This is a genomic window from Streptomyces sp. NPDC060232 (assembly GCF_042726555.1).
GTDB lineage: Bacteria > Actinomycetota > Actinomycetes > Streptomycetales > Streptomycetaceae > Streptomyces.
Window position 1 is genome coordinate 1 of record NZ_JBHXAG010000011.1, and the last position, 25914, is coordinate 25914.

The following is a 25914-nucleotide window of genomic DNA, read 5'->3' on the forward strand; positions in this document are numbered from 1 at the left end:
GAAGTCCCCCACGCCACCAACCGGCCCGGGGCACCCACGGGCAGGATGAAAGCAACCTCCATACCGTCCTGGCACAGTATGCCCTCCAGCATGAGGCTACTCCCGACCGGCAGAACGAGAGGGACGTACCGGCCCATCGCCGACCCGGGCCGCACCCCGAGACCCACCCCCACCCCACTTTCGGTGACATGCACCAGGGTTCCCTGCCACCACCCCCGCGCAGGAACGGGAAGGCAGCCGCAGACGGCCTGTGACCCCGCCCACCCCCCCTTGACCAGACAAAGAAGGGCTACCTAACTTCGAAGGCATGCCCCCCCACACCCCCACCCCCGACGACAACACCAACACCAGCACCGGTGCCAGCACCGGTGCCGGTGCGTCCGCGTTGGTCGACTTCGCCGTCGACCTCACCCCGCAGGAAGTACTCCGGCGCGCCCAGGTCATGGAAGCCCTCGGCCCCGACTGGAACCCCCTGGAAGTCCTCCAAGGCGAGGAAGCCGCATACGACCTGCTCTACTCCGGACTCGACACCCAGCAGCAGCACCTCTACAACAACCTCGTCACCACCGGCGTCCTCCCCCCACGCCGAGACTGACCACCATGCTGCCCCTAGACCCCCAAGCCGACCCCGGCCGCCGCGCCTGGATCCCCTGCCCCCACTGCCCCAACACCCCCAACTGCCAACCCTGCCAACAAGGACGCACCTGCCCCACCCACTGGCACTACCTCCTCACCAACACCGGCAGCCTCCTCCACCTCCAATGCCCCACCTGCACACACATCTGGACACACGAAACCAACTTCGGCAACACCCGCTCCCTCTGGAACCGCATCACAGACACCCTGCCCGGCCACTGAACACCCCGACCCCGCAAAACACCCCGCACCCCAACCCACACACCCTGCCCAGGGCAAGGGCGGGATCCAGGCAGCCGGAACTCCCGAACCGGACTTCAGACGACGGACCCACACAGGCCAACCCCCAGCAGGCCGGGATTCAGGGAACGGGGCTGAAGGCAGTGGCACGCACGGCGGTGCCGCACACCGCGAAGGACCCGCCGTCATCAGGCGCCAGCTGCAGACGGCCGCCCGCGACACCGATCACCATCGACGGCGCGGCGAACGGCTCAACACCCGAAGCGCAGTAGCCGCCGGCCTCACCCAGGACCGGAATGAACACGATACGGGTCTGCGCCGCCGCACCAACCACCAGCTCCACCGGACGCGCCGAACCCTGCCGCACCACCGTGAGAGCCCTGGCACGCGAAGGCGCACCCTGCCCGGCCAGGGCAACCGTGGGATGGCCCCACAACACACACGGACCAGGACCCTCGTTCACCACGGTGACCCGCACCGCGTCCACCCCCAACCGCTCGACACCCCCCGGCACGAGATGGCCGCTACGGCACGCGGGCGCCGGCGCGGCGGCGGGGGCTTCGGCGGAGGCTGGGACGGCCGCGGCCAGCAGAGCCGCAGCCACGGAGACCGCACCCAGAGCCGTACCGGCACGACGGCGGGCAGCGACCCCCTTCACGATGCACGCCATGACGCTCCTCTCCCACCCCAGGCACCAGCACCCCGCAGGGCCGGTTACGGCAGCTCCACTCCCAGCGTGACACCACCCGCCCGCACCCACACTCCGGACAGGATCGGCACAGGCGCGCGGCGCCGGGCGCAGGAGACGGGCAGGTCAGCCGCGGCGGGTGAGAGCATCCGGAGCGCCGGCTGACTGGGCTCCCAGCGACTCGAGGGTCACCCGGTCGGCCTGTGTCATGGTGAGCACGTAGAGGTTGCCCCGGGGACATGCGAAGGTGGCCGTGCGGTCGGTGGGGTGGCTGGTCACCGCCGCGAAGACCGCGGAATCCTGACGGACCTGCCGCAGCTCCAGCGCCTCGGTACAACCCAGGTTCCGCCCGGTGGAGAGCTCCTTGACATCACTGACCTGCCGGCCCACCAGCTCTCCCACCGCCCCGGCGTTCAGTGGGACCGTGACGGAGAGCGCGCCTGCCAGGGCCCGGGTGATGCCGTCCGCCTCCGGTGTCCCAGGCCCGGTGCCCGACCAGGTCCCCACCCACGCGGCGGGCAGGACGGCCTGCCCCGACACCGGCCCCGAAGCGAATGGGTCGGCGTCGGAGGCGGGGGTGGCCTTGCCGCCGCTCCCCTCACTTCACATTCGCGGCCGCCGTCGATGAGGAGCCGCAGGGGGAAACACGGCCAGCACGGTCACCACGACGGCCGCGCCAGCCGCGGCGATCAGCCGGCCCCGGCCGGACGCCCGCCCGCCGACGCCAGCAGGGGAAGCCGTGGGACCCGGCGGCACGGACGGAGGGCCTGTCGGTACTGCCGGCACTGTCGGCACTGCCGGCACCCCGACGGCAGTGCAGGAACGGGCCGAGGCGGGGGCGGCGGGGCGAGGAGGTCGCTCTCGCGACGATCGATGTCGGCCGCCAGAGCCTGCGGCATCACGGCATCCCGCTCCCCCACCCCCCGTTCCCTCCCCGACAGCAGCGGCAACGTCAGTGAGACGCTGGTGGAGTTCTCGGGCGGTGGGCCGCTGAGACGGATCCTTGGCCAGTCAGTCGCCCACCAGCGGGATCAGTTCCTCCGGAACACCGACCAGGCGGGGCTGGTCGTGGACGATCCGATACAGCAGCGCCGGCAGCTGCGACTCCTCCCCAGCGGCGAGGAACGGACCGCATCCGGTGGCCGTGTACACGAGTACGGCCGCGAGAGAGAACACATCGGCAGGCAGTACACGGCGGGCCGCGGCAGCGGCCCGTGCCGGTGGATCCAGTCGGCCAGGGACGGCGCGGGAAACGTACTCGGTCGCCAGCCACTGCGACGCGGCCCCCCGGCGGGCTGAACTCAACCACCGACACGGTCCACGCCCCCCGCACACGGTCGCTGGTGCGTATCCCGCAAGAGCCGCGGACAGCCCACGGAGGCACCACCCCCAGCGGCAGTCCCGGTCGGCGAACCCCCACGGGTGGACCGCGTGGGCGGACCCCCATCGGAACCCCCGGCAGGTGTCCGCTGGCGGGTCAGCGGTTGGTGCGGTAGTCGTAGACGGCCAGCGACAGCGCCTTCATCGCGTCATGCGCGCGCCCGGCGTCCACACCCTGGTCGACCGCTTCCAGCGCGGCAGCCGCCGACACCCGCACCGACTGCGGCAGGCCCTCGTGAGCGCACACACGGTAGGCGACACCGCGGCGGGCATCCCGTTCCTCCTCGCTGACCCCGAAAGCGGTCAGCGGGAAGGCCGCCGCCTGATACGTCGCGACACTCACCAGAACCGCGTCGGCGACACCCTCGGCATACCCGCCCACCGGACCAGCAACAGCCACCGGAACCGGAACGGAAGCGGGAACCGGAGCAGGAGCAGGAGCAGGAGCAGGAGCAGGGGCGGGAACCGGAGCAGGAGCAGGGCGGAGGAAGGCGGCCACGTGCCTGCGCGAGAGGAACGAGCCGATCCCCGCCCCCAGCCCAGCCGCCACAGCGGCCAGCACACCCGTCACCCGTCCGCCCAGCAGCCACCCGAAACAACCCCCACCGGCCACACCGCACATCACCAGCACAAAAGTGATCATCAGATGGATGCGGACGGCCGGCGAGTACCTCATGTCCAGCAGTATGCAATGCACACCTACCCCAAGCCGAACCCCAGCTCGGCCGACTGTTCACCCACGCCCTCGCCGCATGACACGCGCAGCCTCCAGGGGCAACCGGACGGCAAACCGCCCGACCCGTTGGGCGATCGATACAAGTCGGGTTTGCATGACGCACTTCGCGCTCCGCGCCCGCTACGAGCGCCGAGCGATCCAGATCCAACCGGGGCATACCGGCACGGCAGCAGTACTGACGGTAGGGCACGGGCCGACACGGGCGACCCCACTCGTAGGATGAGCCTTTGATCATTGCATTCGCAGATTCTTACGGGGGCTCGGATGAGCAGTACTTCTTTCGACGCGGAATGGGCCGGCCTCAAGGAAGGGACGGCCGCCGCGACGCAGATGCGTCTCGCGAGCACCGCGCCCGACGGCGGGGGCGGGAGCGGAGGCGGGGGCAGCGAGGACCTCAAATCCGACCAGGCGGTGTGGAACAGGGCCAGCAACGACGTCGGCCAGCTGGTATCGGGGATCAAGAAGGCCCAGACCGAGTTCGAAGCCGGGCAGAGGGGCGCAGCCGTCACCGGCGTGGACAGCGCAGCCGCACAAGGCGAGCTCTACCAGTCCTGGAAAACCTACCTCGATGGACTGGTCGGCAAGTGCACCGCACTGCAAGGGCCGATGGTGCAGGCAGGCAAGGGCCAGGTCGCCAACGACGAAGCGCTGCGCGCAGACTTCGCGCGCATGAACGACCAGTACAAGGACACCCCCGCCACCGGCGGCAACACCCGGAACCCGTAGAACACAGCAACCGGGGTCAGAGGTTCAGGGCGCCGGAGCGGTACGGGATGCGCAGCGCCTCCAGCCGCCGCTCCGCCAGCCTCAGGTGAGCGGGATCGGCCAGGGGAAGTGCTCGCAGCAGACCCAGCAGCTCCGGCCCGGCCTCCAACGCCCGCGCACGGTCCTTCACCTGCGTCCAGCAGTACAAGGCCCCTGCCGCCGCGTCCCGGACTTCGGCCGCATCCGCTCCCTGCCACTCCAGCCGCGCCCGCCCCGCATCCACCCACAGCCGAGTCGCCAACGCGAAGTCACCGGCCATCCGCGCAAGGTCCGCACGGATCTCGCCACACCGCACCGCCTCCAGCGATGCCCCGCCCCACCGCTCCACCACGCCCCGCTCCCACGCTCTCGCCAGCGCATCCGCCTCGCCATGACGGCCCTCCACCGCCAACGCATGCAGACGCGCCCGCGGGTCCCCCTCGACCAGACCCCCCGCAGACGCCGAGGCAGCCGGCAGGAGTTCGGAATCGGGATCGGAATCGGTCACGTCGTCGGGTCCGGCATCCGGCACAGGCACCGCTCCCGGCCCGGGGGCAGACCCGGCGGCGCAATCAGGTCCGGGGAAGGGGCCGGGTTCCGGGCGTACGTGACCGGGCGCCGGAGCACAGCGCATCTCCAGCTCCCGCGCCGACGGCACCACCAGCGTGCCCGGCGCCAGCCCGGCCGACCCCGCTGCCAGCACATGCACCTCCACGTTGGACGGCCGCACCGGAGCACGCCGGAGCTGATCGATCCACTGACGGGTATACCCGCTGACACCTCCACCCTCCGTCGGCGCGTCGGGCCCGCGCACGACCCCGAACACCTCGACCCCCGCCACCCCCGCACAACCCGGCAGTTCCTCCGACCCGCCCACCAGCGGCCAAGCCGCCTTGTCCGCCACCAGGTCGACCACCACCGTGGCCACACCCCCCGAACGCGAACGCAACTCCCCCACCAGCCACTCCCACGGCAACGAGGTGTAGCGCACACTGCCCGCCGTCGTCCCCGCCAGCGCCACGAACAACCGCCGGCCGCGACGATCCGCCGTCAACCGCCCCGACACGTACACGAACAACGGACCCGCCGCCGCCACGGCCACCCGCAACCGCGCCAACACCGTGTTCGGATCACGCACACCCTCCAGGCACACCATGTCGGCAGGCACCTCGCATGCCAGCAACACATCCGCCGGGACCATCGCCAGCGCGGCGACATTCGCACCAGGGGACAGCAACATCCCGCCGCGCCGCGCCGCGGCATCCGCCGCCAGCAACAGCACATGCCCCCGCGACGCCTGCCCCCGACCACCGCCGCCGCACACACCACCGAAACCCATGGGGCGACGCTATCCACACCGCACCCCCAGCCGCACCAAACCCGGAGAACAGCACACCAACACACGAAACCCAGCCCAACCAACCCAGCAGGCAATTACGGGCAAAAGGTGGTCATTCGGCCGGCGGGGCGAGTACCGGTCCGCCGGGCCGAGACTCCCTGTCGCGCGACGGAGCCAACCGATGGCATGCGGGCCCGGGCTAGGGCCCGGCCCCGGGATCTGGTGCGGGCTCCGGGTTCGGGTTCCTGGTTCGGGCTCCGGCCTCGGGTTCCGGGTTCGGCTCGCGTAGAACGGCGATCACGGTCCGTGCGAAGGGACTTCGTCCGCCTCTCCATGACGGGCACGCCGCGCCCCGTCAACGTCGGCGCGATCAAGCCAGACTTCCGTCACCTGATCGGCTCAGCAGGATCTAGAGTGTGCGCGTGACCGAGCAGAATCCCGCACTCATCGCCGGCCGGTACCAGCTGGTCGAACGCATCGGCCAGGGCGGTATGGGCCGGGTCTGGCGTGGCGTCGACCAGCACCTCTTCGGGCGCGAGGTCGCCGTCAAGGAGATCCTCTTTCCGCCAGGGCTGGAGGACGGCGACCGCGCCGCGCTGCTCCGGCGGTTCATCGGCGAGGCCCGCGCGGCGGTCACCCTCAGCCACCCCGGGATCATCACCATCCATGACGTCGTGGAGCACGACGGCGCCCCCGTCATCGTCATGGAGTTGGTCCGCGGGCAGTCCCTGGCGGCCACCATCCGCAGCCAGGGCCGACTGCCCGTCCAGCGGGTGGCCGAAATCGGCGCCGCACTGCTCGACGCGCTGGCCGAGGCGCACGGAGCGCGCATCGTCCACCGTGACATCAAGCCGGACAACGTGCTCCTGACCAAGGAACGCGTCGTCCTCACCGACTTCGGCATCGCCCACCTCGCGGACGCCACGACCAAGCTGAGCCACAGCGGGACCGTCATCGGCACACCCCAGTACATGTCGCCGGAGCAGCTGGAGGGCAAGCGCCCGACCGCTGCGAACGACCTGTGGGCGCTCGGCGCCACCCTCTACCACGCCGTCGAGGGGCGACCGCCGTTCGACGCGGAGGGTCTGCACGCCCTCGCCGTGGCCGTGTTCACCCGACCGCACCGGCCGCCGGTCCACGCGGGCCCGCTGACACCCCTGCTGGACGCCCTCCTCACCAAGGATCCGGCGCAGCGCGTGGAAGCCGCGGAAGCGGCCGCGATGCTGGCATCGGTGCTGCGGTCCTCCCCCTCCCTGCCCGATGCTGCGCCCACCGGGGAGGAGCCCGAACCGGAGCCGGGTCGCACACCCCCGCCCGACCCGAGGACGCCTTCCGTACCGCAGGCACCGGAGCCGGGGGCGTCGACGACGATTCCGACCCCCACGGTCCTCGACTCCGGGTCCACCACGGGCACGCCTCCGCGTTCCGTGCCGGACCGGCCGACCGGCCCGCCCGTGCCGGAGATCCCGGCCGAGGGCCCGGTCGTACCCGGGACCAGGCCCGAGACAAGGCAGGTCAAGCAGCCCTCCGCCCGGGGGCGTACCCTCACCCGGCGCTCGGTGGTCCTGGGCGCGGCGCTGGCGACCCTCGCCACGGGCTCTGTCCTGACCTGGACCCTCACCCGTGACGACGACCCCGGCAGCGGCGGCAAAGCGGCCGGCAGCGGGGCGCCCGCTTCCTCCGTCACGGTGGTGATCGGAGTGGACGCACCGCTCAGCGGCGGAATGTCCTCGATGGGCGCCGGCATCAAGAACGCCGCCGACCTCGCGGCCAAGACCGCCAACGAATCCGGGCACGTCCCCGGCGTGAACTTCGAGATCAAGGCCCTGGACGACGGGGCCGATCCCGCCAGGGGCGCCTCCAACGCCGCCCAGTTCGTGTCCGACGAGAAGGTGCTGGGGGTCGTCGGGCCTCTCAACTCCGGCGTCGCCAAGACCCTGGTGGCACCGCTCGCGCAAGCGAACATGGCCGTCGTGTCACCCGGCAACACCGACCCCGTGCTGACACTCGGCCCCGGCTGGGCGGCTGGCAGCACGTCGCGTCCGTACTCCACCTACTTCCGCACCGTCGCCACCGACGTCGACCAGGGGCCGTTCGCCGCCAGGTATCTGCACGGTGAGGCGAAGAAGACCAAGCTGTACGTGGTCGACGACGCGAGCGCCCACGGCACCGCCCTCAGCTCCCGTTTCACGGCCGAGTTCACGAAACTCGGCGGGACCGTCGTCGGTACCGAGCAGGTCGATCCCGCGGAACGCGCCTTCGAGGGCCTCGCCGCGCGGGTGCAGTCGTCAGGAGCCGACGCCGTCTACTTCGGCGGCTACTACGACACCGCTGCGCCGATCTCCCAGCAGCTCAAGCAGGCCGGGGTGAACGTCCCCCTGATGGGCGGCGACGGCATCTTCGACCAGCAGTACCTCACGTCGAACCCGAAGGCCGAGGGCGACCTCGCGACCCACATCGGCGCGCCCGCCGAGGAGTCGGCGGCGGGACAGGACTTCCTCGCCCGGTACCAGAAGGCGGGCTATCCGGAGGTGGCGGGCTGGTACGGCCCTTACGCCTACGACGCGACGTGGTCGTTGATCGAGGCGGTGAAGGCCCTGGTGGCGGCCAACGGCGGCACCCTCCCCGGCAACGCCCGGGCGAAGCTGCCGCAGGCCGTGGCGGGGCTGGCCTTCGACGGCGTCACGGGACGGGTCGCCTTCGACGGCAGCGGTGACACGGTCAACCGCCGCCTGACGGTGTACACGGTGAACGGCGGCAGCTGGGCGGCCGTGCGGAGCGGATCAGCCGCCGCCCGCTGACGTCTCAGGCGGCCCGCGCTGCGCCGCGTCAGCGTGCCCGTCCGGATCCGGCGCTGAGCGGAGCGGCGGAGTCCAGTGGCGTGCCCGCGAAGGTCTGCCGGGTCACGGCGCCCGGCACGGCTCTAGGGTCTGTACCGAGTTGCCCCGGCCGCGACGCCGCGGGGCAACTCGGTACAGGCCCTAGCCGATCCGTTCGGCCAGAGCGACGATGATTCCCGCGGGGCCTCGGAGGTTGCAGAGGCGGTAGGTGTTCTCGTACTGCGCCACCTCGCCGAGGAGTTCGGCCCCGTGGCGGCGCAGGCGGGTGATGGTGTCGTCGATGTCGTCGACGGCGAACATGACACGGTGCAGGCCCAGTGTGTTGGGTGGCGGGTCGAGCGGTCCGGTGGTGATCGCCCCAGGTGTGTGGAACTTCGTCAGCTCCAGCCTGCTGTGGCCGTCCGGGGTGCGCATCATCGCGATGGCGCTGCGGACCCCGTCGAGGCCGACTGTCCGGTCGGCCCAGATTCCCTCGATCTGCGCCTCGCCTTCCAGCTCCATGCCGAGCTCGGTGAAGAAGGCGACGGCAGCCTCCAGGTCGTCGACGACGACGGCTACGTTGTCCATCCGCTGGATCGCCACGGTGTGCTCCTTGTGCGTCTCGCGGTCCGGTTCCGGCCATTGGTACCCCTGGGACGGCGCCGGGGCCGCGTTCTCGACAGCCTGGAGTGTCGGATTCTGGGTACGTCACCGGCGGCCTACGGCTCGCGCTCGCCCGGGTCCGGGTCAAGGTCCAGGTCGCGGAGGGCGTTGGAGACCGCCTCGGTCGGTGCGGGGTGGATCCACAGGGGAGAACGGGCGAGGTCGAAGGCCTTGATGTCGAGGCTCATGGCGATCACCAGCGGCTGGATCAGGCTCGCGGCCTGCGGGCCCAGGATGTGGGCGCCCAGCAGCAGTCCCGTGCGGCGGTCCGCCAGTACCTTGCAGAAGCCGGTGGTGTCCTCCACCGCCCAGCCGTAGGCGGTGTCGGCGAAGCGGCGTACGGAGACGGCGTAGTGGAGTCCATCCTGCCGGCACTGCTGCTCGGTCCTGCCGACCTGCGCGATCTGGGGGCGGGTGAACACCCCTGCGGGCACGGCCTCGTGGGAGGTGCGGACCGGGGCGTCGGGGTGGAGCAGGTTGTGCGCGACGACCTGGGCCTCCCGGTTCGCCACGTGCTTGAGCGGGAAGGGCGTGCACACGTCTCCGAGGGCGAACACCTCCGCCGCGCTGGTTCGCTGGAAGGCGTCCACGACGATCCGGCCGTCGTCGTGCAGGTCGATCCCGGCCCGGCCGGCGTCGATCCGGTCGCTGTTCGGGGTACGTCCCGCCGCCACGAGCAGGGTGTCCGCCTCGACGGCCGGGCCGTCGTCCAGCACCAGGCGCAGTCGTCCCGGCTCTCCCTCGACGCGGGTCAGCGCCGTGCCCGTACGCACGTCGTAGCGCTCGGAGGCGATGGCGGTGTAGGCGGCCGCGATCGACTCGTCCTGGGCGGAGAGCAGTGTGTCCTCCTGCTCGACGACCGTGATGCGGCTGCCCGCCGCGTGGAAGACGTGCGCGAGTTCGGCGGCGATGTAGCCGCCGCCCAGCACCGCGAGGTGCCGTGGCGGGCGGTCCAGGCGCATCACCGTGTCGGAGGTTTCGTACGGCAGTCCGCCGTCCCGGACCGGCGGGGGGACAGCCGGGCGGCTGCCCACGGCCACGACGATCCGCTCTCCGCGCACCGTGACGGTGTCGGCGCCCGTCCCGACGGTCAGCGTCCGGTCGCCGGTGAAGCGGGCGTGTCCTTTGAGGACGTCGACGTTCGGAGAGCTGCGCCGCCCCTGCTCCCCCTCGGCGGCTTCCCGGTCCAGTCGGCCGAAGACCCGTTCGCGGACGGCGGGCCAGTCCACGCGGCCCGGCCGCGTCTGCACGCCGAACCGGCCGGCATCGCGGATCGTGCCGGTGAGGTCCGCGACGTGCACGAGCATCTTGCTGGGGATGCACCCGCGGTTCAGGCAGGTTCCACCGAACGGCCCCTCGTCGATGACGGCCACGTCCAGCTGCGAGAAGCGCTCGTCCACGACGGCGTTGCCGGAGCCCGCCCCGACGATCACGAGATCATGAGTTCGCATGCGCCGGAACGTACCCCCGCACGGCGGGCATACCCGTACCCGGCACGCGGCGCGCCACCCGGCACGCCCAGGCCGCCCGCCACGCCCGGCCCGCCCGGCCCGCGTGCGTCACGGGGTCTTCGGCGGGGTCCAGGCCGGGTCGCGTCCGCTCAGCCCGACGGCCCGGTCCAGCAGTGGGGCGCCGTCCGGTACGGGCACGAGCGGGCCGAAGATGCCCCCGCCGCGGGTCTCGTCCTCGGCCGCCGCCAGCAGGAAGTCGTACGCGGCGCGTAGCGCGGCGTGGTCGGGTGCGTACTCCTGGCCGGTGGCCCGGGCCAGGTCCCAGCCGTGGATCACCAGTTCGTCGGCGGCCACCGCGCCCGCGATGGCGCCGGGCAGGTCGACGCTGCCGGCGCGGGTCATGCCGGTCCAGGCGGCCGGATCCCGCCAGGCCTCGGCCAGTTCGCCGAGGACCCGGGGCAGTTCCTCGCGCCACTCGGCGGGCAGCGGGGTGGCGGCCGGGTCGGGGGCGGTGTCCGTCGTGGGGCCCAGGTCCTTGCGTGCGGCGTCGCGGAAGGCGACGGCCAGCCCGGTCAGGTGGACCAGCAGGACCCTGACCGGGTACTCGGGGCAGGGCGTCGGGTCGTCCAGCCGCGCGTCCGGGACGCCCGCCGCGAGCCGGGCCACGAGCTGGGTCTGTGCTCCGAGGTCCAAAATCGTCCGGTCGGTCATCTGCCGCTCCTCCTGGGCGATGGGGGGTGGGTCCACGCCCGGCCGGCCGCCGACCCGTTCGGTTGCTCACTCCTCCTGCTGGCCTTGGTCCGTCCGGTCCTGTGCGCGCTTCATGACGACGGCTGCCGCTGCGAGGCCGCTGGCGGCGAAGGCTAGGGCGAGCATCCACCGCTGGTCGAAGGTGTGGCCGGTGGCGTGGTCCAGGGAGTAGCGGCCGGGCCCGGCGAGGCCGATGGCGGCGGCGGTGAACCCGAGGAAGGCCGGGTACTCGAACCCGCCTCCCTGGGCGAAGAAGCCGGCGGGGGCGTGGACGGCGACGGCGCCCGCCATGGCTCCGGCGGCCGCAGCGCCCGCCGCAGGCGTGGCGAGGCCCAGCGCGAGCAGTGCCCCGCCCCCGGTCTCGCCGAGTCCCGCGGCCAGGGCGCTCTGCCGGCCGGGGGTGTAGCCCATGTGCTCCATCGCGGCCGCCGTCTGGTCGAGGCCGGCGCCGCCGAACCATCCGAACAGCTTCTGGGTGCCGTGTGCCATGAGCACCGCTCCGGTTCCGGCCCGTAGCGCCAGCAGCGCGAGGTCGCGTCGGTTGATGCAGGTCATCGGAGTCTCCCTGGGAGCGGCGGTCCGGTCGTGGTGGGAAAGCCGTGCGGCGACGGATCCGTATCCCGCCAGGACCGCGGCGACCCGCACCCGCGCGCAGGTCCGCCGAACGGACGACCGCCCAGCGGAGCAGCGCGGGCCCGCCTCGCGGCATGGCGTGCCGAGTCGCACCGGGCCGCCCCACCACCCCGGGGGCCCGGCTCCTGACGCGCTCGACCGCCGGGGTCCGCTGAGCGTCCGGCCCGAGGTCAGCGTGGGCGGCGGTCTTCGAGGTAGTGGCGGATGTCGGCGGCGAAGGACTCCATCTGCTCACCCGCTTCCAGCTGGGTGTTCACCGTGGCGCTCCAGGCCCCGGCGGCAGGCCGCCACGGGCGCAGTGTCCAGGTCGAGCCGACGTACCCGCCCGGCCGGAAGACTGCGGACACGGTGAGGTCGCCGTCGTTGGTCTTCCCACGCCGCTCGCCGTCCCAGCCGGTGTGGTCCGCGGCCAGCCGCTCCAGGAACGGAGCGAGATCGCGGCCGTCCCCGATCCGTGCCACGGCTTGGTCGAGGCGTGCGCGCAGTCCTGGCGCCCGCACCTCGACCGCGTGGTGCACGCCATGGTCGTCGGGGCTGTGTCGGTCGTGCAAGCTGACCGCCACGGACGAGTTGTCCTGACAGCGGACGGCCACGCACGGCCCGTCACGGAAGCCGTCGTCCTCGGTATCGCCCTGGAGCCACACGTAGCCGACCGGCTGGGCCTCGTTCCAGGTTGCGGCGAGGGCGGGGTCCACGGGGGCGAAGCCGGCCCCCTGGTAGCACCGCAGGGCGGGTGCGTGCGCGCTCCGTCACGGGCGGCGGGGCGACACCCCGCTCCGCAGGGCGCGCGGGGCCCGGCGCGTTCACACTGGCAGGACAACGAGTGCAGTGTTCAGTGTGCAGTGCGGCAAGGAGGCCGGATGAGCTGGGCATCGTGGACCACCTGCGGGATCTTCGCCGGCCGGGATGGAGTCGTGACCGGCGAGTCGGGCCCCGCCCTCACCGGTGAGCTCGACATCCACACCACATGGACCGAGGCCGAAGGCCTGGCCTACGTCACGGTGCAGTACAGCGGGGCGTCGGACTGGCTCCCCCTCGCGGGGAGCCCCGTCCCCTGCCCCAGTGAGGAGGCGAGCCGCGCGCTGCACGAAGCGGTCATCAACTCCGTGCGCGCCGGAGCGCGGCTTCCCCTGAGCACCGGCCTTCCCTGAGGTCCGCCGTCATGCCACCGCGCCCACGGTCTGGCGGGCCGCGAGGGCGCGGCGTTCCTCCGTGGTGAGACCGCCCCACACCCCGTACGCCTCCCCGGTGTCCAGGGCGTGCCGCAGGCATGCGGCTCGCACCGGGCAGCGGGCGCATATCTCCTTGGCCGCCTGGTCGCGGGCAGTGCGCTCCTCACCGCGCTCCCCCGCCGGGTGGAAGAACTTGCGCGACCCCAGGCCCCGGCAGGCCGCTTCCGTCTGCCACGACCAGTGGTGCTCGGCCAGGCCCGGGAGTCGCGACACGTCGGACATTGCTTGCTCCTTCCGTGGGATGGTGATGACGAAGGCTCGCCTGCTCACGATCCGGCGGATGAAACGTCCGTCGCGACGAGGCCGCCGACGGGGTCCGTCGCGGCCTGTCCTCCGGGTCCTCCGGCGGGGTCCGTCGGCCGCAGTGGGGGGTTTGCGGCCGACGGACGTCTCTGGCGCCCCGCCGTCCTGGCTACGCGGCGGGGGCGGTGCTACGCGGCGCCCGTCATGCGGGCGAAGACCACCACGTTGCTGTCGTAGTAGTGCTTCTTCGGGTCGAAGTCTCCGCCGCAGGTCACCAGGCGCAGACCCGCGTGGTCGAGGTTCTTGTAGACCTCCATCGTGGGGAACTCGGCCTTCGGGTACTCGCTGACGCGGTCCACCGTGAAGGTGACCGTCTTGCCGTCCTTACGGGTCACCTTGATGGTGTCACCGCCCTTCATCGTCTTGAGCTTCTCGAACACCGCTGCTGCTCCGTTCCACGTGACGTGTCCTGCGATCACGGCCGGTCCCTGGGAGCCGGGCGTGGGGCCCGGCTCGTACCAGCCCGCGAGCGCGGGGTCCTTCGGGGTCTGCATCGTCCCGTCCGTGTTCTGCCGCAGCGTCTCCAGGGAGCTGGTCACGTTCAGGGAGGGGATCGTGATCTTCTGCGGCTCCGACCGGGCGAGGGCCTGTTCGGCCCGGCCCGCGCCGCCCGTGCCGGCGCCTGCGCCCGTACCGCTCTGTGATCCGTCCGCGGAGGCCGCGGCGTCACCGTCGGCGGGCTTCCCGGCGGGGGCGGCGGCGCCCGGTGCCCCGGCCTGCCCCGGCGGGGCGGGGGGCTTCGCCGCGTCCTGGCCTCCGCATCCCGCCAGGAGCATGGCGGCGAGGGCCGAGGCGGCCAGCGGGCGTACGGTACGGCGTGCGGTACGGCGGCGGGGCCGCTCGGCGGACGGGGTGGTCGTGACGGGTGCGGGGGCCCGCTTCACGCGCCGCCTCCCGTGTTGTTCTGGCGGACGGGGACGGCGGAGGCCCGCTTGCGTGTGAGGGCCACCGCACCGGCCGCCACGGCGAGCACGGTGATCGCCACGCCGTCGCGCATCGTCACCTGCACCGAGGCGTTCTCGAGGGAACCGCCGCCGGTCTCGATGGCTCCGACCGGAATGGATCCCACGGCCGCGCCCTTGACCTCTCCGCAGTTCGTCGGAGCCGTGGCTTCCTGGGGCAGCTTCGGGTCGAGCTCGCTCTTGCCGGCGCCCTCGAAGTCGTACTTGCCGTTCTTGTTGCGGTCGATGCCGTGCTGTACGACGTGGAGGTCCTTGATGTGGTCGACCACGTCCTGGCCGACGGTGATGGTCCGCTTGTAGGAGAGCTTGCCCCTCTTGTCGGCGACGGGCATGCGGTCCACGGCGAGTCCGCTGGCGGGCTTGGTGTCACCCGATGTGGTGAGGGAGATGTTGATGTCGCCGTAGTCGTGTGTGGCCTCGGTGTTGTCGAGGACTCCGTCGCGGTTGGTGTCGTCGGTCGCGTCCGGGCACTTGAAGTCGTGTCCCTTCGTCGAGCCGTGCAGGTGCTGCGCCGACGGCGATCCGGGCACCATGCCTTCGGACTCGATCTGCACGGTCAGCTGGTTTCCCTTGAGGCTCAGCATGACCGTGCCGCGGGAGCCTGATTCGTTCAGCTGCGCCAGGTCGATCTGGTACGCCTTTGCGCCCTCCGCGAGAGCTGGTCCGGAAAGACCGAGGGTCAGGAACACGGCGGCGGGTACGGCGGCGAGAACCACGTGGCGACCGGCGCGCTTGACTATCACATTCGCTCCTGTTCCGTTGATCCCCGGGACGGGAATCGCAGATCGTACGGGGTCGAAACGAGCCCCCGGAGAGGGCCTCGTTCCTTCTTCGGCGCCCCAACGCCTTTGGATTGGTGTCTGTTTGAAGATTTTCCGGCGCCCATTGCGTCCGGCATCCTTCCCCCGGTCATCCAGATGCGTGACATCGCATCGGCCAGGGCGGGGAATCGGGCGGCATCGCAGAGCATCACCGAGAGCACGAGCATTCCGTGCGCGGTGGATCTCTGATCACGGTTCCGGTGCAGCCACATGACCGCGTCGCCCAGAGGGCGGCGCCCCAGGAGGATCCCCGAACTGCGTACGCCCGCAGCCGTCTCCAGGTCGCGGCGCCGGCCGCCGAACGGCAGTTCCTGCGTTCGGCGGATGCCGGGTGGGGGGACCGCGTCCCGCACGTGGCGGACGTAGGCTTCGGGCGGGGCCTGCCCGTTCTCGAAGGTGTTGCGGAACCCGATGATGCGAGGGCCCGCATCGTGCGGGCGGAGCTCGATGTAGAGCTCGATGAACAGACCTCGAAGTTGAATGCGGAGGGGAAGGTGGATTATCCCGCCATCCCCCGGGCCGGCCATGCTGAAAAGACCGTGAGCATCTGCCGCTCTCGACCGGATGGCCGACGTCAGGAACCGATACTCGTCCACCGATGCGTACGCCGAGGAAAACGACACGGGTTTCAGCATGGCCGCCTGCATCAGGTGGAGGAGCCGGAACCCGGACTCCTCGCCAGTAATCTGAACGGAATCGGTTCGACCTCGCTGTACTCACGCACGCGCATCCACCGCCTTCGACATCATTTCCGATCACCGACGGGTGACGTGGTCCCCATCGCCGGTTTCGGTTTCGGTTCGGTCTCGACCTTTGTAGTCCGCCCGGCGGTGAACGGGCCAATACTTGGCCTCTGTTGCTAAGAAATCAGCGCATGGTCCGGGCGGGTGGGATGGGGTCGGTGCGCCAGGGGCGACGGGCCGTGCCCCGGTCCCCCCGGGCGGTCAGGTGCCCGGGCGCACGCCGCCTGTGCCGTCACGGTCACCTTCGCCGTCACCCGGGAGGGTTTCGGCGTGCAGGGCCGCGGCCGCGTGGACGGCGGCTCCGACGGCCATGGCGTCCTCCTCGAAGACCACGCGGTGGGAGTGGATGTCGGGGGCCTGCGCCGGTGGGATGCCGGGCGGGCACGCCCCGAGGAAGGCCATCGCGCCCGGCACCTGTTGCAGGACGTACGAGAAGTCCTCGGCGCCCATGATCGGTTCGGGCAGACGGTGGACCCGGCCGGGACCGAGGAGCGCGGCCGCGGCCTCGTGGAGGGCCGCCGTGCGGGCGGGGTCGTTGACGACGGGCGGGTAGCCCTCGGTCAGGGTGACGTCGGCGTGTGCTCCGTGGGCGGCGGCGACGTGTCGGGCGATACGGGTGATGCCGTCGCGCACGAGCTGCCGGGTGGCGGGGGTGAGCGTGCGGAAGGTGCCGTGGATCTCGGCGGTTTCGGGGATGACGTTGGTCGTGGTGCCGGCGTGGATCGAGGCGACGGTGACCACGGCCGGGTCGAAGACGTCGACGGTCCGCGTGACCATGGTCTGCAGGGCCTGGACGATCTCGCAGGCAACGGGGACGGGGTCGAGGGCCCGGTGCGGGGCTGAGGCGTGTCCGCCGCGGCCTCGTACGGTCACGTGCAGCCCGTCGGATGCGGCGAAGGTGGGTCCGGGCCGCAGGTGGAGGGTGCCGGCGGCGAAGCGGGTGGTGACGTGCAGGGCGAAGGCGGCCGCGACACGTCCGCCTTCGGCGGTCTCCAGCACCCCTTCGTCGATCATGTGCCGGGCGCCGCCGCCGACTTCCTCCGCGGGCTGGAACATGAAGACGACGCTGCCGGCCAGTCGTGAGCGGCGGGCCGCGAGCAGCCGGGCCGCTCCGACGAGCATGGCGGTGTGCGTGTCGTGCCCGCAGGCGTGCATGGCGCCCGGAACCGTGGAGGAGAAGTCGAGACCGGTGTCCTCCTCCATGGGCAGCGCGTCCATGTCGGCACGCAGCAGGACCGTGGGGCCGGGCAGGGCGCCTTCGAGGCGTGCGGTGACGGAACTCAGGTGCGCCCCGGTGGCCAGCTCCAGGTCCAGCCCGTCCAGTGCCTCCAGGACCGCCTGCTGTGTGCGGGGCAGGTGCGCGCCGGTTTCGGGGTGGCGGTGGATGCGGCGGCGCAGTGCCACGATGCCGGGCAGGGCGGCGCGCGCGTCGGCGAGCAGCCCCTCGAAGGCCGCCGGCGTCATCGCAGCGCCGCCCGTAGCGGTGGTGGGAGGGGGTGCGCGGGGTGGATCCGACGGGTGTCCGGCTCGGCGGGACCACCGCCGGCAGGCGAAGCGGCGTACACGGCGCCTCCTCCACGGGAACGGACCTATGGGACGCCTGCCATGGTGCCTCGCGCCCCGCCCGCCGCGCCGAGAAGCCGCATGCGGCGCGCCGCCGTCGCGAACGGGTGGCTCCGCTGCGTGTCCCGCGAGCCTCCGTGGGGCAGCCGGTGGCCGATGCCCGCGCGGCTGCCGGGTGTCAGTCGTGCGGGGCGTCTTCGAGAAAGTTCAGGCGGCGGGCTTCGAGGGCCGTGGCGAGGGCGTAGGCGCCGCCGCCTGCGACGGTGAGGACCCAGTGGAGGCCGGGCGTGTCGAAGGAGAGTGCCGCGGCGGAGGTCAGGGCCAGCCAGATGCCGAGGCCGTAGTGCAGGACGTTGCGGCGTACGGCTCCTTCGGCGAGGTAGAGCAGGCCGACGATGACGCCCGACCCGGCGGGCCACAGGACGGACTGGAGTTCGGGCGCGTCGAGTACGGAGGTCAGGCCGGTGACGGCGAGGGCCAGAGCGGTGAAGGCGGCGATCCAGGCGGCGCCGAGGAGTCTGCCGGAGAGGATCTCCGGTGCGGGGGCTCCGCGTTGGGACCGCAGCGCGGCCGTGGTGGCCAGGACGATGCCGGTCACGAGCCCCGCGCCGAGGAGTGCCGTGGGGAGCCAGCCGGGCAGGCGGAGCATAGGCGTGTCGCCGTGGGAGGCCGCGGCTGCGCCGTGGCCCAGTAGGTAGGCGAGGGCGAAGCCGGCGTACGCCCCACGGTTGTCGACCTCGTACGGTCGACGGTTCGCGGGGGCACCGGTGTCGACCGGCGGGAGGGTGGCGGTACTGGTCACGGTGGAGGTCTCCGGAAGAGGGTGAGAGGACGTGCGGGCAGCGGCGGGTGGGGTGGCCGGCTCCGGTCCTCGTGCCAGGAACCACCCCACCGACGGGGAGAAGGGGTCAGGCGGCGTCGTGGGGGGTGTCGGGGAGCTGCTCGGCGCGGGCCTTGAGGCAGTCGAGCCAGCTCTGGAGGGAGGTCTGGAGGGCTGTGGTGAGTTCGTCGACCGCGGCGTCGACCGGTTCTCCGCTCCAGGACTCCTCGGTGTGGACGACGACGCCTGCGTCGGTCCGTTCGAAGGTCCAGACGTGGATGCCGACAATGCCCTGGACGGTCCCGTCCCAGACGATCCGCTCGCCGGGGACGAGTTCGCGGACGGTGGAGGTGATGCTCATTCCGTGGGTCAGCCAGGTGAAGCTGTTGCCCACCGCCATCGGGCCGTCGAGTCGGGCCTGGTCGACCCCGGTGTTCCAGGCCGGCCAGTCGTCGACGTCGGTGTGCAGCGACCAGACGGTGGCGAGGGGGGCGTCGATCCGCGTGGTGAGGCTGACCACGACGGGGGCGGTGGTGTCGATGGTGCGCATGAGGTGTCCTGTTCGGTTCTCGGGAAACGGGTCGGGCGTCGGGTTCTGGATCAGGGGGCGGGTGCGTGGTGAGGCGCCTGCCGGTACGGGGGCGCGGTCGTGGCTTCGGGTGTGCGGCACGGGAGGAGCGGGCGGCGGGGACGCCGGGGCTGGCGGGTCAGCGGCAGGGCGAGCAGCGCGGAGGCAGCCAGGATCACGGCGGAGACGGCGAACGCGGTCCGGTAGCCGGTGGTGAGGGCTTCCAGGTGGGGCTGGTGGCCGGACGCGTGGGTGGTGACGGAGCCGGCCAGGGTGGCGAGGGCGGCGAGGCCGATCGCGCCGCCGACCTGCCGGGTGGTGTTGACCAGGCCGCCCGCCAGGCCCGTGTCCTGCCGCGGGACGCCGTCCACGGCGAGCGCGGTGAGCTGCACGAAGGCGATGCTCAGACCGAGGCCGACCAGGATGCTCGGACCGAGGACGTCCACGAGGTAGCTCCCGTCGGGGCTCATGCGGGACAGCCACAGCATTCCGGCGGCCTCGGTGAGCAGGGCCGCGACCACGGTGGCGGCGGCCCCGACGCGCCGGGAGATCCGGGGTGCCGCGACGGCTCCGAGCATGTTGGCCACCGCGAGGGGCAGCTGGCCGGCGCCGGTGGCCAACGGGCTCATTCCGAGGACCTGTTGCTGATAGAGCGGCAGGAAGAAGAACAGCGCGATCCATACGGACCCCAGGAGCGCCATGAGGACATTGCCCGCGGCGACCCGGCCGGTGGCGAACAGCCTCGGCGGCATCAGCGCGTCCGGTCTGCGGCGCTCGATCAGGGCGAAGGCCACGCACAGCACGCCTGCGGCGAGGAGGGCGCCGAGTACCGCCGCGTCCGTCCATCCGAGCGCACGTGCGCTGGTCAGTGCCCAGACCAGGCAGGTCAGGGCGAGGGTGACGGTGGCGGTGCCCAGCAGGTCGAAGCTCCCCGTCTGGCGGCCGGTGGCCCGGGGTACGAGGGCCGCCACGGCGGTGAGGACCAGCAGCGCGCCGAGAGCGGCGATGTGGAACACCCAGGGCCAGCCCCATGTCTGGGTGAGTACGCCGCCCAGCAGGACGCCGACCGCGCCGCCCGCGCCGGACACCGCTCCCCACACCCCCAGTGCCCGGCCGCGCTCCGGGCCGGGTGGGAACAGGTCCATGGCCAGGGCGAGAGCGGCCGGGGCGATGACGGCGGCGCCGAGTCCCTGCACCGCGCGGGCGGTGATCATCACGCCCGGGGCGGCGGCCAGTCCCGCTGCCAGCGAGGCCCCCGCGAACACGGCCAGGCCGGCCATCAGCACCCGGCGGCGGCCGAGGAGGTCGGCTGCCCGGCCGCCGGCGAGGAGCAGCGCGCCGAATGCCAGGCCGTAGGCGTTGACCACCCAGGTGGTCCCCCCGTCCGACAACCCCACTCCGGCGCGGATCTGCGGGAGCGCCACGTTCACGATCGAGGTCGCCAGCATCACGGTGAACTGCGCCGCGGCGAGTGCCGCGAGTGCGGGCCCCGTGCGGGGTGGGGCGGCCAGGGCGGCCGTGCCGTCCTTCGTACGTCCAAGGTTCATGGCGCACAGCCTCACGGCGGGCGGTGTCCACTTTCCATGCCTGTCGGAGGCGTTGGCTGTCCAGTCCTGTCCGCGCCTGTTCGCGGCGCGAGGGGCTCAGGACCCGCGCAGGTCCGTGGCGACGCGGCCTCGGGGCGGGGCCTGGGGCATGTGCCCGCCCCCGGGGTCGGCGGGGAGCGGGCGGTGGCTGTGGGCGGTGACTGTGGGCGTGGAACCGGCGCTATGGGGGGACGCGCAGTGCGACGAGCCGTTGTGCGAAGGGGCCCGTCGCGAAGCCGTCCGCCGGGTCCACCGACGTGATCGCCCCGGTCAGCGAGCGGGGGGCGATCACGTCGGCGGTGTCGACGTCGAAGGCGGCGCCCGTGCCGGTGGCCCGTGCGGCGTCGGGGGCGGCGGCCGCCGTGAAGCGCGCCGGCTCCCCGCCCGCGCGGGCGATCGGCGAATGGGGATATGGCGGCCGGCCCGGCGGACGGTCCGGGCAGCGGCGATCAGCGGGCGGCGCCGGTCAGGCGGGAGCGTTCCAGGCGGTGGTGAGCCCGTCCAGCCACGCGGGCGGCAGCTCCACGGCGTCCCACTCCTCCCGCAGCTCCCGCGGTGCGGCGGCGAGCCGCTCCAGCACCGCGATGCTCGTGGCGGAGTGCAGGAGCGAATAGCGGCCGTGCATCGTGATGGCGCTGTCCGGCCCGTACCCGGCGAACATCCGCTCCAGCCGGGCCCGGTGGTCCGCGGCGAACTCCGTCAGCCGTCCGGCGTATCCGGCCCGCTGCCGGGGGCTCATGGTGCCGAGGACAGCGGCGAGGACCTCGTCCGTCACCTCCGGGTCCAGCTCCGAGGCCGTGGTGAACGACAGGTACAGGGGCGTGACCGCCACCCGCGCCCGCTCCACCTCCATGCGCCTGGGCCGGGGCAGCTCCCCCGCCGGGCCCTGCTCGCCCTCCACACCGACGGCCCGTACCAGAATCCGCTCGGCGACGGCGCCGAGTTCCTCCAGGACGTCCCGGGCGCCGTCGAGCCGGCCCGACTCGTAGGCCTCGTCCTTGTCCCCCGGCACGGGGCGGGTACGGCCGGTGTCACCGCTCAGCTCCTCGTGCGCGAGCGCCAGTGCGCCCGCTTCCAGGAGCCCGATCAGTTGCCGTGCGTCATCGGACGGGACCCCCGCCCGCGCAAGGAGCTGCAGCAGCGTCGCCCTCGCGTTCTCGACGCTGACCTCGTCCGGCCACTGCCGCCCCCCGTCGGCCACGCTCATCAGATCCTCCTCATCACAGCGATCAAGGGCACCGTAGGCCTTGATCCTTCCAGACCGCCGCCGGCACTGCCGACCCGTGTGCGGGCGGCCCGGCGGGGCGCGGGCAGGCTCGGGCCGTCAGGGCCGCAGGCCGGCTCGTCTGAGTGCGATCTCGGACAGGGCGGAGATGGCCTGCGGGTCGCCGCGGCGCCAGGCGTCCGCGAGGCCGCCGGGCGGGGCGGGGATCGCGGAGAGGTCACCCGGGGGCCCGGTGAGGGCGCGCAGAGCGAGCAGGTCGGCGCCGCCGGGGGCGGTCAGCAGGCTCCGGATGGTGGCGCTGCGACGGATCCAGCGCAGGCGGAGGGGCAGCCACAGCAGGAGCACGCAGGCCACGGGGACGACGATCAGCGCGAGCGCGGCCAGGAAGGCCACCTGGCCGACGACGTCCTGGAGAGACTGTCCGGCGTCGGCGATCCCGGTGCCGGCCTCGGCGGCGGAACGGAAGGGCGTTTTCAGGAGGTCGCCGACGAGCGGTACCCGTGAGGCGGTCTCCCCGGCGTCGTCGAGGGCGGCTGCCAGGCTGTCGCCGGAGTCCTCCACCTTCCGTCCGGGCTCGGCCAGCAGCATGATCGCGTCGTGGACGGCCAGGGCGAACGTCACCGCGGCGGCGATCAGGAGCACCGCGATCAGGTCAGCGAGCATCTGGCGGTTCCGCCGCGCGGGGGTCTGGGCGTAGAGAAGCAACGGCTGCTCCCGTTCCGGTCAGGGCATCGAGACGACCCGGCCCGGCCGGCGACGGGGCCCGGCCGGTCGCTCGACCGTACGCCGGACCCGGTCCTGACCCGGCCGTCCCCGGGCCCGGGTCCGCGAGACGATGCCGGGTCGGCGCAACGGTCCGCCTCCGGCCACGGAGTCTGCGGCATGGCTCGGCCGGGAGCCGGGCCCTCCCCCGGGCGGGGAGGGCCCTCGGTGTTACCGGAGCCAGGGCTTCCAGACGGGCTCGTTGCGTTCCACCCACTTCTTCGCCGCCTGCTGCGGGGACAGTTTCTGCTCGGCGATCATGAGGGAGACCTCGTTCTGCTGCGCCTTCGTCCAGTTGAACTTCTTCAGGAATTCGGCGGCCTCTCCGCCCGACTCGGCGAAGCGCGTGTTGAGGTACTTCTGCAGGGGGGTGTGCGGGTACGCGCAGGCCACCTTCTCCGGGTCGTCCGCACAGCCCTCGGTGTACTCCGGCAGCTTCACCTCGGTCATCGGGACGCGCTCGAAGAGCCACTGCGGCTCGTACCAGTACGTCAGGAACGGCTTGTTCTCCTTGGCGAACTGCTTGATCTGGGTGATCTGGGCGGCCTCGGAGCCGGCGAAGACCACTTCGTAGTCCAGGCCCAGGTTCTTCACCAGCGCCTTGTCGTTGGTGATGTAGGACGGGGAGCCGTCCATCAGCTGGCCCTTGCCGCGGCTCTCCGGTGTGCGCAGCTGGTCGGCGTACTTGTCGAGGTTCTTCCAGTCGGTGACGTCGGGATGCGCCTGCGCGAAGTACGTGGGGACGAACCAGCCGATGTGGCCGGTCACCCCCAGGTCCCCGCCACGGGTGATGGTCTTCTTGCCCTCGACGTACCGCTTCTCCTGTTCGGGGTGGCCCCAGTCCTCCAGGATCGCGTCGACGCGGCCCTGGCTGAGGGCGTCCCAGGCGGGCACCTCGTCGACCTGGACGGTGTCCACGCGGTAGCCCAGCTCGTGTTCGAGGAGGTAGGAGGCGACGGCGGTGTTCGCCTGGGCGCCGACCCACGACTGGACGGAGAGGGTGACGGTCTTCGCGCCCTCGGCGGCGGCGTACGGGGAGGACTGGCGGGTCATGTCGGCGGCCCCGCAGCCGGTGAGGACGGCGAGTCCGGTGGTGGCGGCGAGGACGGCCGCGCCGCGGCGGTGGCGCAGGGGGCGCCGGTGGTGGGTGTCGCGCATGTCAGGCCTCCTTCGCGGGCTGGGTGACACGGTCGAGGAGCAGGCCGAGGCAGACGATCGCCGCGCCGGCCACCAGGCCGGTGGCGAGGTCGCCCTGCGCGAGGCCGAGGACGACGTCGTAGCCGAGTGCGCCGCCGCCGACGAGGCCGCCGATGATGACGACGGCGAGAACCAGAACCACGGCCTGGTTGACGGCGAGCAGCAGCGCGGGCCGGGCGAGCGGCAGCTGTACCTGGCGCAGCAGCTGTGCGCGGGTCGCGCCGAGCGAGCGGGCGGACTCCACGACGGTCGGGTCCACCTCGCGCAGCCCCTGGACGGTGATCCGGACGACGGCGGGCAGCGCGTACACGACCGCGGCCGCGGCGGCCGGGGCGCGGCCGACGCCGAACAGCGCGACGACGGGGATGAGGTAGACGAACTGCGGCAGGGTCTGGCAGATGTCGAGGACCGGCCGCAGCATCCGCTCGGCCCGGGCGCTGCGGGCGGCGCCCACGGCGATCACGAAGCCGAGTACGAGCGTGACGGCCACGGCGGCCAGGACCTGGGACAGGGTGTCCAGGGAGGCTTCCCACACGCCGAGCACCCCGACGGCGCCGAGGGCGAGGACCGCGGTGACGGCGGTGCGCCAGGTGCCGGCGCGCAGGGCGAGCGCGCAGGCCACGAGGAGGAGCAGCCACCAGGGGGCGGCCTGGAGTCCGCTGCGCAGCGGGTCGAGGATCCAGCCGGTGAAGCGGGCGGCCCAGTCGGCGGTGCCGCCGACGACGGGTACGCCGGAGTACAGGTGGTCGGTCATCCAGGCGACGGCGGAGTTCACCGGATCGGCCACGGAGACGGTCCAGGACTCGGGCCATACGGGTGTGCCGGCCATCCGGCCGACGACGGCGGCGGCCACCGCCGCGAGGAAGGTGAGCAGGCGGCCGTACCAGCCGGAGAACACCCGCCGCAGCAGGTGCTGTGCACCGAGGGGTACGGGGTCGGCGCCGAGCCGGCGGCCCGCGGCGTCGGCGATGCGGTCCAGCACCACGGCGAGCAGCACGATGGGGATGCCGGCGGCGAGGGCGGCGCCTACGTCCACGGAGGCCAGGGCCTGGTAGACGCGGTCGCCGAGGCCGCCCGCGCCGATGACGGAGGCGATGACGGCCATGGACAGGCCGGTCATGATGGCCTGGTTGACGCCGAGCAGGAGTTGGCGGCGCGCGAGCGGGAGCCGGGCGGTGAGCAGCCGCTGGCGGCCGGTGGCGCCGAGCGAGGCGGCGGCTTCCATGACGCCCGCGTCGGCCTCGCGCAGGCCGAGGGCGGTGAGGCGGGCCATGGGCGGGGCGGCGTAGACCACGGTGGCGAGGACGGCGGCGGGCACGCCGATGCCGAAGACGAGCACCATCGGCAGCAGGTACGCGAAGGCCGGCAGGATCTGCATGGTGTCGAGGACGGGGCGCAGTAGGCGGTCGGCGCGCGGGGACAGCCCCGCGGCGAGGCCCAGCAGGGCGCCGAGTACGACGGACGCGGCGACGGCGACGACCATCAGCGCGAGGGTCTGCATGGTCGGCACCCACATGCCGAGCAGTCCGCAGGCCGCGAAGGCGGCGGCGCAGGTCGCGGCGAGCCGGATACCGGCCAGGCGCCAGGCGACCAGGGCGGCCAGGGCGGTGACCCCGGTCCAGCCGGCGGCCAGGAGGAGCAGGTACACGGCGCGTACGGACACCACGGCGGCGTTGCTGACGTGGCCGAAGAAGTAGAGGAACAGCGGGTGGCTGTCGCGGTGGTCGATGATCCAGTCGCCGGCGCGGCCGAGTGGGCCGGAGAGGTCCACGGCCAGTGCCGCGGGCCAGCTGCCGGCGCTCGGGAAGGCCAGGGCGAGAGGGATCAGCAGGGCGACGGCGACGCCCATCGGGAGGAGGAACGCGCGGCCCGCGGCCAGGCCGCGCCGGCCTCTGCGGGGGCGGTCCGGCGCAGCGGCCGCGGTGTGGGAGGTCGCCGGGCCGTGGGGCCGTTCGGCAGGCGGCGCGGCTGCGGAGGGGGCGGCGGCGCGGGAGCCGGGTATGCGGGCCTCGGTGGGGGCTGTTGTGTGGGCCGGGGTCGCGGTCATGCGCAC

26 protein-coding genes are annotated in these 25914 nt (G+C 72.7%); 4 read left to right on the forward strand and 22 right to left on the reverse strand.

What is annotated here, in order from left to right; all coding sequences use genetic code 11:
* The first annotated feature begins 307 nt into the window (after window positions 1–307).
* Window positions 308–595, forward strand: a complete 288-nt coding sequence (locus ACFWFZ_RS17480; protein WP_387123189.1) for a DUF6400 family protein — start codon at window positions 308–310, stop codon at window positions 593–595.
* A 402-nt stretch (window positions 596–997) separates the two neighbouring features.
* Here the strand turns inward: ACFWFZ_RS17480 and ACFWFZ_RS17485 are convergent, their stop codons facing one another.
* The 4 genes from ACFWFZ_RS17485 to ACFWFZ_RS17500 form a co-directional block, all read right to left on the reverse strand.
* Window positions 998–1546, reverse strand: coding sequence for a DUF4232 domain-containing protein (locus ACFWFZ_RS17485; protein WP_387123191.1), 549 nt, complete (start codon window positions 1544–1546; stop codon window positions 998–1000).
* 144 nt (window positions 1547–1690) lie between these two features.
* Window positions 1691–2104 carry a hypothetical protein gene (locus tag ACFWFZ_RS17490; RefSeq protein ID WP_387123193.1) on the reverse strand — a complete coding sequence of 138 codons (414 nt, stop codon included), beginning with the start codon at window positions 2102–2104 and terminating at the stop codon, window positions 1691–1693.
* Window positions 2105–2575: 471 nt separating this feature from the next.
* Window positions 2576–2740, reverse strand: coding sequence for a hypothetical protein (locus ACFWFZ_RS17495; protein ID WP_387123195.1), 165 nt, complete (start codon window positions 2738–2740; stop codon window positions 2576–2578).
* 301 nt (window positions 2741–3041) lie between these two features.
* Window positions 3042–3326, reverse strand: coding sequence for a hypothetical protein (locus ACFWFZ_RS17500; protein ID WP_387123197.1), 285 nt, complete (start codon window positions 3324–3326; stop codon window positions 3042–3044).
* 618 nt (window positions 3327–3944) lie between these two features.
* On the opposite strand from ACFWFZ_RS17500, the gene ACFWFZ_RS17505 reads away from it, so the two are divergent.
* Window positions 3945–4406: a hypothetical protein gene (locus ACFWFZ_RS17505; RefSeq protein ID WP_387123199.1), complete on the forward strand. Its 462-nt coding sequence runs from the start codon at window positions 3945–3947 to the stop codon at window positions 4404–4406.
* A 16-nt stretch (window positions 4407–4422) separates the two neighbouring features.
* Here the strand turns inward: ACFWFZ_RS17505 and ACFWFZ_RS17510 are convergent, their stop codons facing one another.
* Window positions 4423–5763: a hypothetical protein gene (locus ACFWFZ_RS17510; RefSeq protein ID WP_387123201.1), complete on the reverse strand. Its 1341-nt coding sequence runs from the start codon at window positions 5761–5763 to the stop codon at window positions 4423–4425.
* Between the two features lie 422 nt (window positions 5764–6185).
* Between ACFWFZ_RS17510 and ACFWFZ_RS17515 the strand changes: the two genes are divergently transcribed.
* Window positions 6186–8564 carry an ABC transporter substrate-binding protein gene (locus ACFWFZ_RS17515; protein ID WP_387123203.1) on the forward strand — a complete coding sequence of 793 codons (2379 nt, stop codon included), beginning with the start codon at window positions 6186–6188 and terminating at the stop codon, window positions 8562–8564.
* Between the two features lie 180 nt (window positions 8565–8744).
* On the opposite strand, the gene ACFWFZ_RS17520 is transcribed toward ACFWFZ_RS17515, so the two are convergent.
* From ACFWFZ_RS17520 to ACFWFZ_RS17540, 5 genes are all read right to left on the reverse strand, one after another.
* Window positions 8745–9185, reverse strand: a complete 441-nt coding sequence (locus tag ACFWFZ_RS17520) for a VOC family protein (RefSeq protein ID WP_387123205.1) — start codon at window positions 9183–9185, stop codon at window positions 8745–8747.
* Between the two features lie 116 nt (window positions 9186–9301).
* Window positions 9302–10696, reverse strand: coding sequence for a mycothione reductase (locus ACFWFZ_RS17525; protein WP_387123207.1), 1395 nt, complete (start codon window positions 10694–10696; stop codon window positions 9302–9304).
* Window positions 10697–10804: 108 nt separating this feature from the next.
* Window positions 10805–11407 carry a TIGR03086 family metal-binding protein gene (locus ACFWFZ_RS17530; protein ID WP_387123209.1) on the reverse strand — a complete coding sequence of 201 codons (603 nt, stop codon included), beginning with the start codon at window positions 11405–11407 and terminating at the stop codon, window positions 10805–10807.
* 66 nt (window positions 11408–11473) lie between these two features.
* Window positions 11474–12001: a DoxX family protein gene (locus ACFWFZ_RS17535; RefSeq protein WP_387123211.1), complete on the reverse strand. Its 528-nt coding sequence runs from the start codon at window positions 11999–12001 to the stop codon at window positions 11474–11476.
* A gap of 248 nt (window positions 12002–12249) precedes the next feature.
* Window positions 12250–12774: a DUF6228 family protein gene (locus tag ACFWFZ_RS17540; protein WP_387123213.1), complete on the reverse strand. Its 525-nt coding sequence runs from the start codon at window positions 12772–12774 to the stop codon at window positions 12250–12252.
* 165 nt (window positions 12775–12939) lie between these two features.
* Here ACFWFZ_RS17540 and ACFWFZ_RS17545 point away from each other — a divergent pair, with 165 nt between their 5' ends.
* Complete coding sequence (locus ACFWFZ_RS17545; protein WP_387123215.1) at window positions 12940–13230, forward strand: hypothetical protein; 291 nt, start codon at window positions 12940–12942, stop codon at window positions 13228–13230.
* 9 nt (window positions 13231–13239) lie between these two features.
* Here the strand turns inward: ACFWFZ_RS17545 and ACFWFZ_RS17550 are convergent, their stop codons facing one another.
* The 12 genes from ACFWFZ_RS17550 to ACFWFZ_RS17605 all read right to left on the reverse strand — a co-directional run bounded on the left by ACFWFZ_RS17550 (window position 13240) and on the right by ACFWFZ_RS17605 (window position 25908).
* Window positions 13240–13533 carry a WhiB family transcriptional regulator gene (locus tag ACFWFZ_RS17550; protein WP_387123217.1) on the reverse strand — a complete coding sequence of 98 codons (294 nt, stop codon included), beginning with the start codon at window positions 13531–13533 and terminating at the stop codon, window positions 13240–13242.
* A gap of 209 nt (window positions 13534–13742) precedes the next feature.
* The gene (locus ACFWFZ_RS17555) at window positions 13743–14498 is read right to left on the reverse strand and encodes a class F sortase (RefSeq protein ID WP_387123219.1); all 756 of its coding nucleotides are present in this window, start codon (window positions 14496–14498) and stop codon (window positions 13743–13745) included.
* On the reverse strand, window positions 14495–15319 hold the full coding sequence (locus ACFWFZ_RS17560; protein WP_387123221.1) for a hypothetical protein: 825 nt from the start codon (window positions 15317–15319) through the stop codon (window positions 14495–14497). The genes ACFWFZ_RS17555 and ACFWFZ_RS17560 overlap by 4 nt, the downstream gene beginning before the upstream one ends.
* A complete protein-coding gene (locus tag ACFWFZ_RS17565) occupies window positions 15316–16044 on the reverse strand; it encodes a ribosome-inactivating family protein (protein ID WP_387123223.1) in 729 nt (242 codons plus the stop codon). Before ACFWFZ_RS17565 ends, ACFWFZ_RS17560 begins: the two co-directional genes overlap by 4 nt.
* A gap of 297 nt (window positions 16045–16341) precedes the next feature.
* A complete protein-coding gene (locus ACFWFZ_RS17570) occupies window positions 16342–17604 on the reverse strand; it encodes a M20 family metallopeptidase (protein ID WP_387123225.1) in 1263 nt (420 codons plus the stop codon).
* A gap of 277 nt (window positions 17605–17881) precedes the next feature.
* Entirely contained in the window at window positions 17882–18505 is a 624-nt protein-coding gene (locus tag ACFWFZ_RS17575; RefSeq protein ID WP_387123226.1) for an ABC transporter permease, read from the reverse strand.
* Between the two features lie 106 nt (window positions 18506–18611).
* Window positions 18612–19073: an SRPBCC family protein gene (locus ACFWFZ_RS17580; protein ID WP_387123228.1), complete on the reverse strand. Its 462-nt coding sequence runs from the start codon at window positions 19071–19073 to the stop codon at window positions 18612–18614.
* A 50-nt stretch (window positions 19074–19123) separates the two neighbouring features.
* Entirely contained in the window at window positions 19124–20638 is a 1515-nt protein-coding gene (locus tag ACFWFZ_RS17585; RefSeq protein WP_387123230.1) for an MFS transporter, read from the reverse strand.
* 505 nt (window positions 20639–21143) lie between these two features.
* Window positions 21144–21884: a hypothetical protein gene (locus ACFWFZ_RS17590; protein ID WP_387123232.1), complete on the reverse strand. Its 741-nt coding sequence runs from the start codon at window positions 21882–21884 to the stop codon at window positions 21144–21146.
* A 117-nt stretch (window positions 21885–22001) separates the two neighbouring features.
* Complete coding sequence (locus ACFWFZ_RS17595; protein ID WP_387123234.1) at window positions 22002–22565, reverse strand: hypothetical protein; 564 nt, start codon at window positions 22563–22565, stop codon at window positions 22002–22004.
* A gap of 270 nt (window positions 22566–22835) precedes the next feature.
* Window positions 22836–23822, reverse strand: a complete 987-nt coding sequence (locus ACFWFZ_RS17600) for an ABC transporter substrate-binding protein (RefSeq protein WP_387123236.1) — start codon at window positions 23820–23822, stop codon at window positions 22836–22838.
* A 1-nt stretch (window position 23823) separates the two neighbouring features.
* Window positions 23824–25908, reverse strand: coding sequence for an ABC transporter permease subunit (locus tag ACFWFZ_RS17605; RefSeq protein WP_387123239.1), 2085 nt, complete (start codon window positions 25906–25908; stop codon window positions 23824–23826).
* Window positions 25909–25914: the final 6 nt, after the last annotated feature.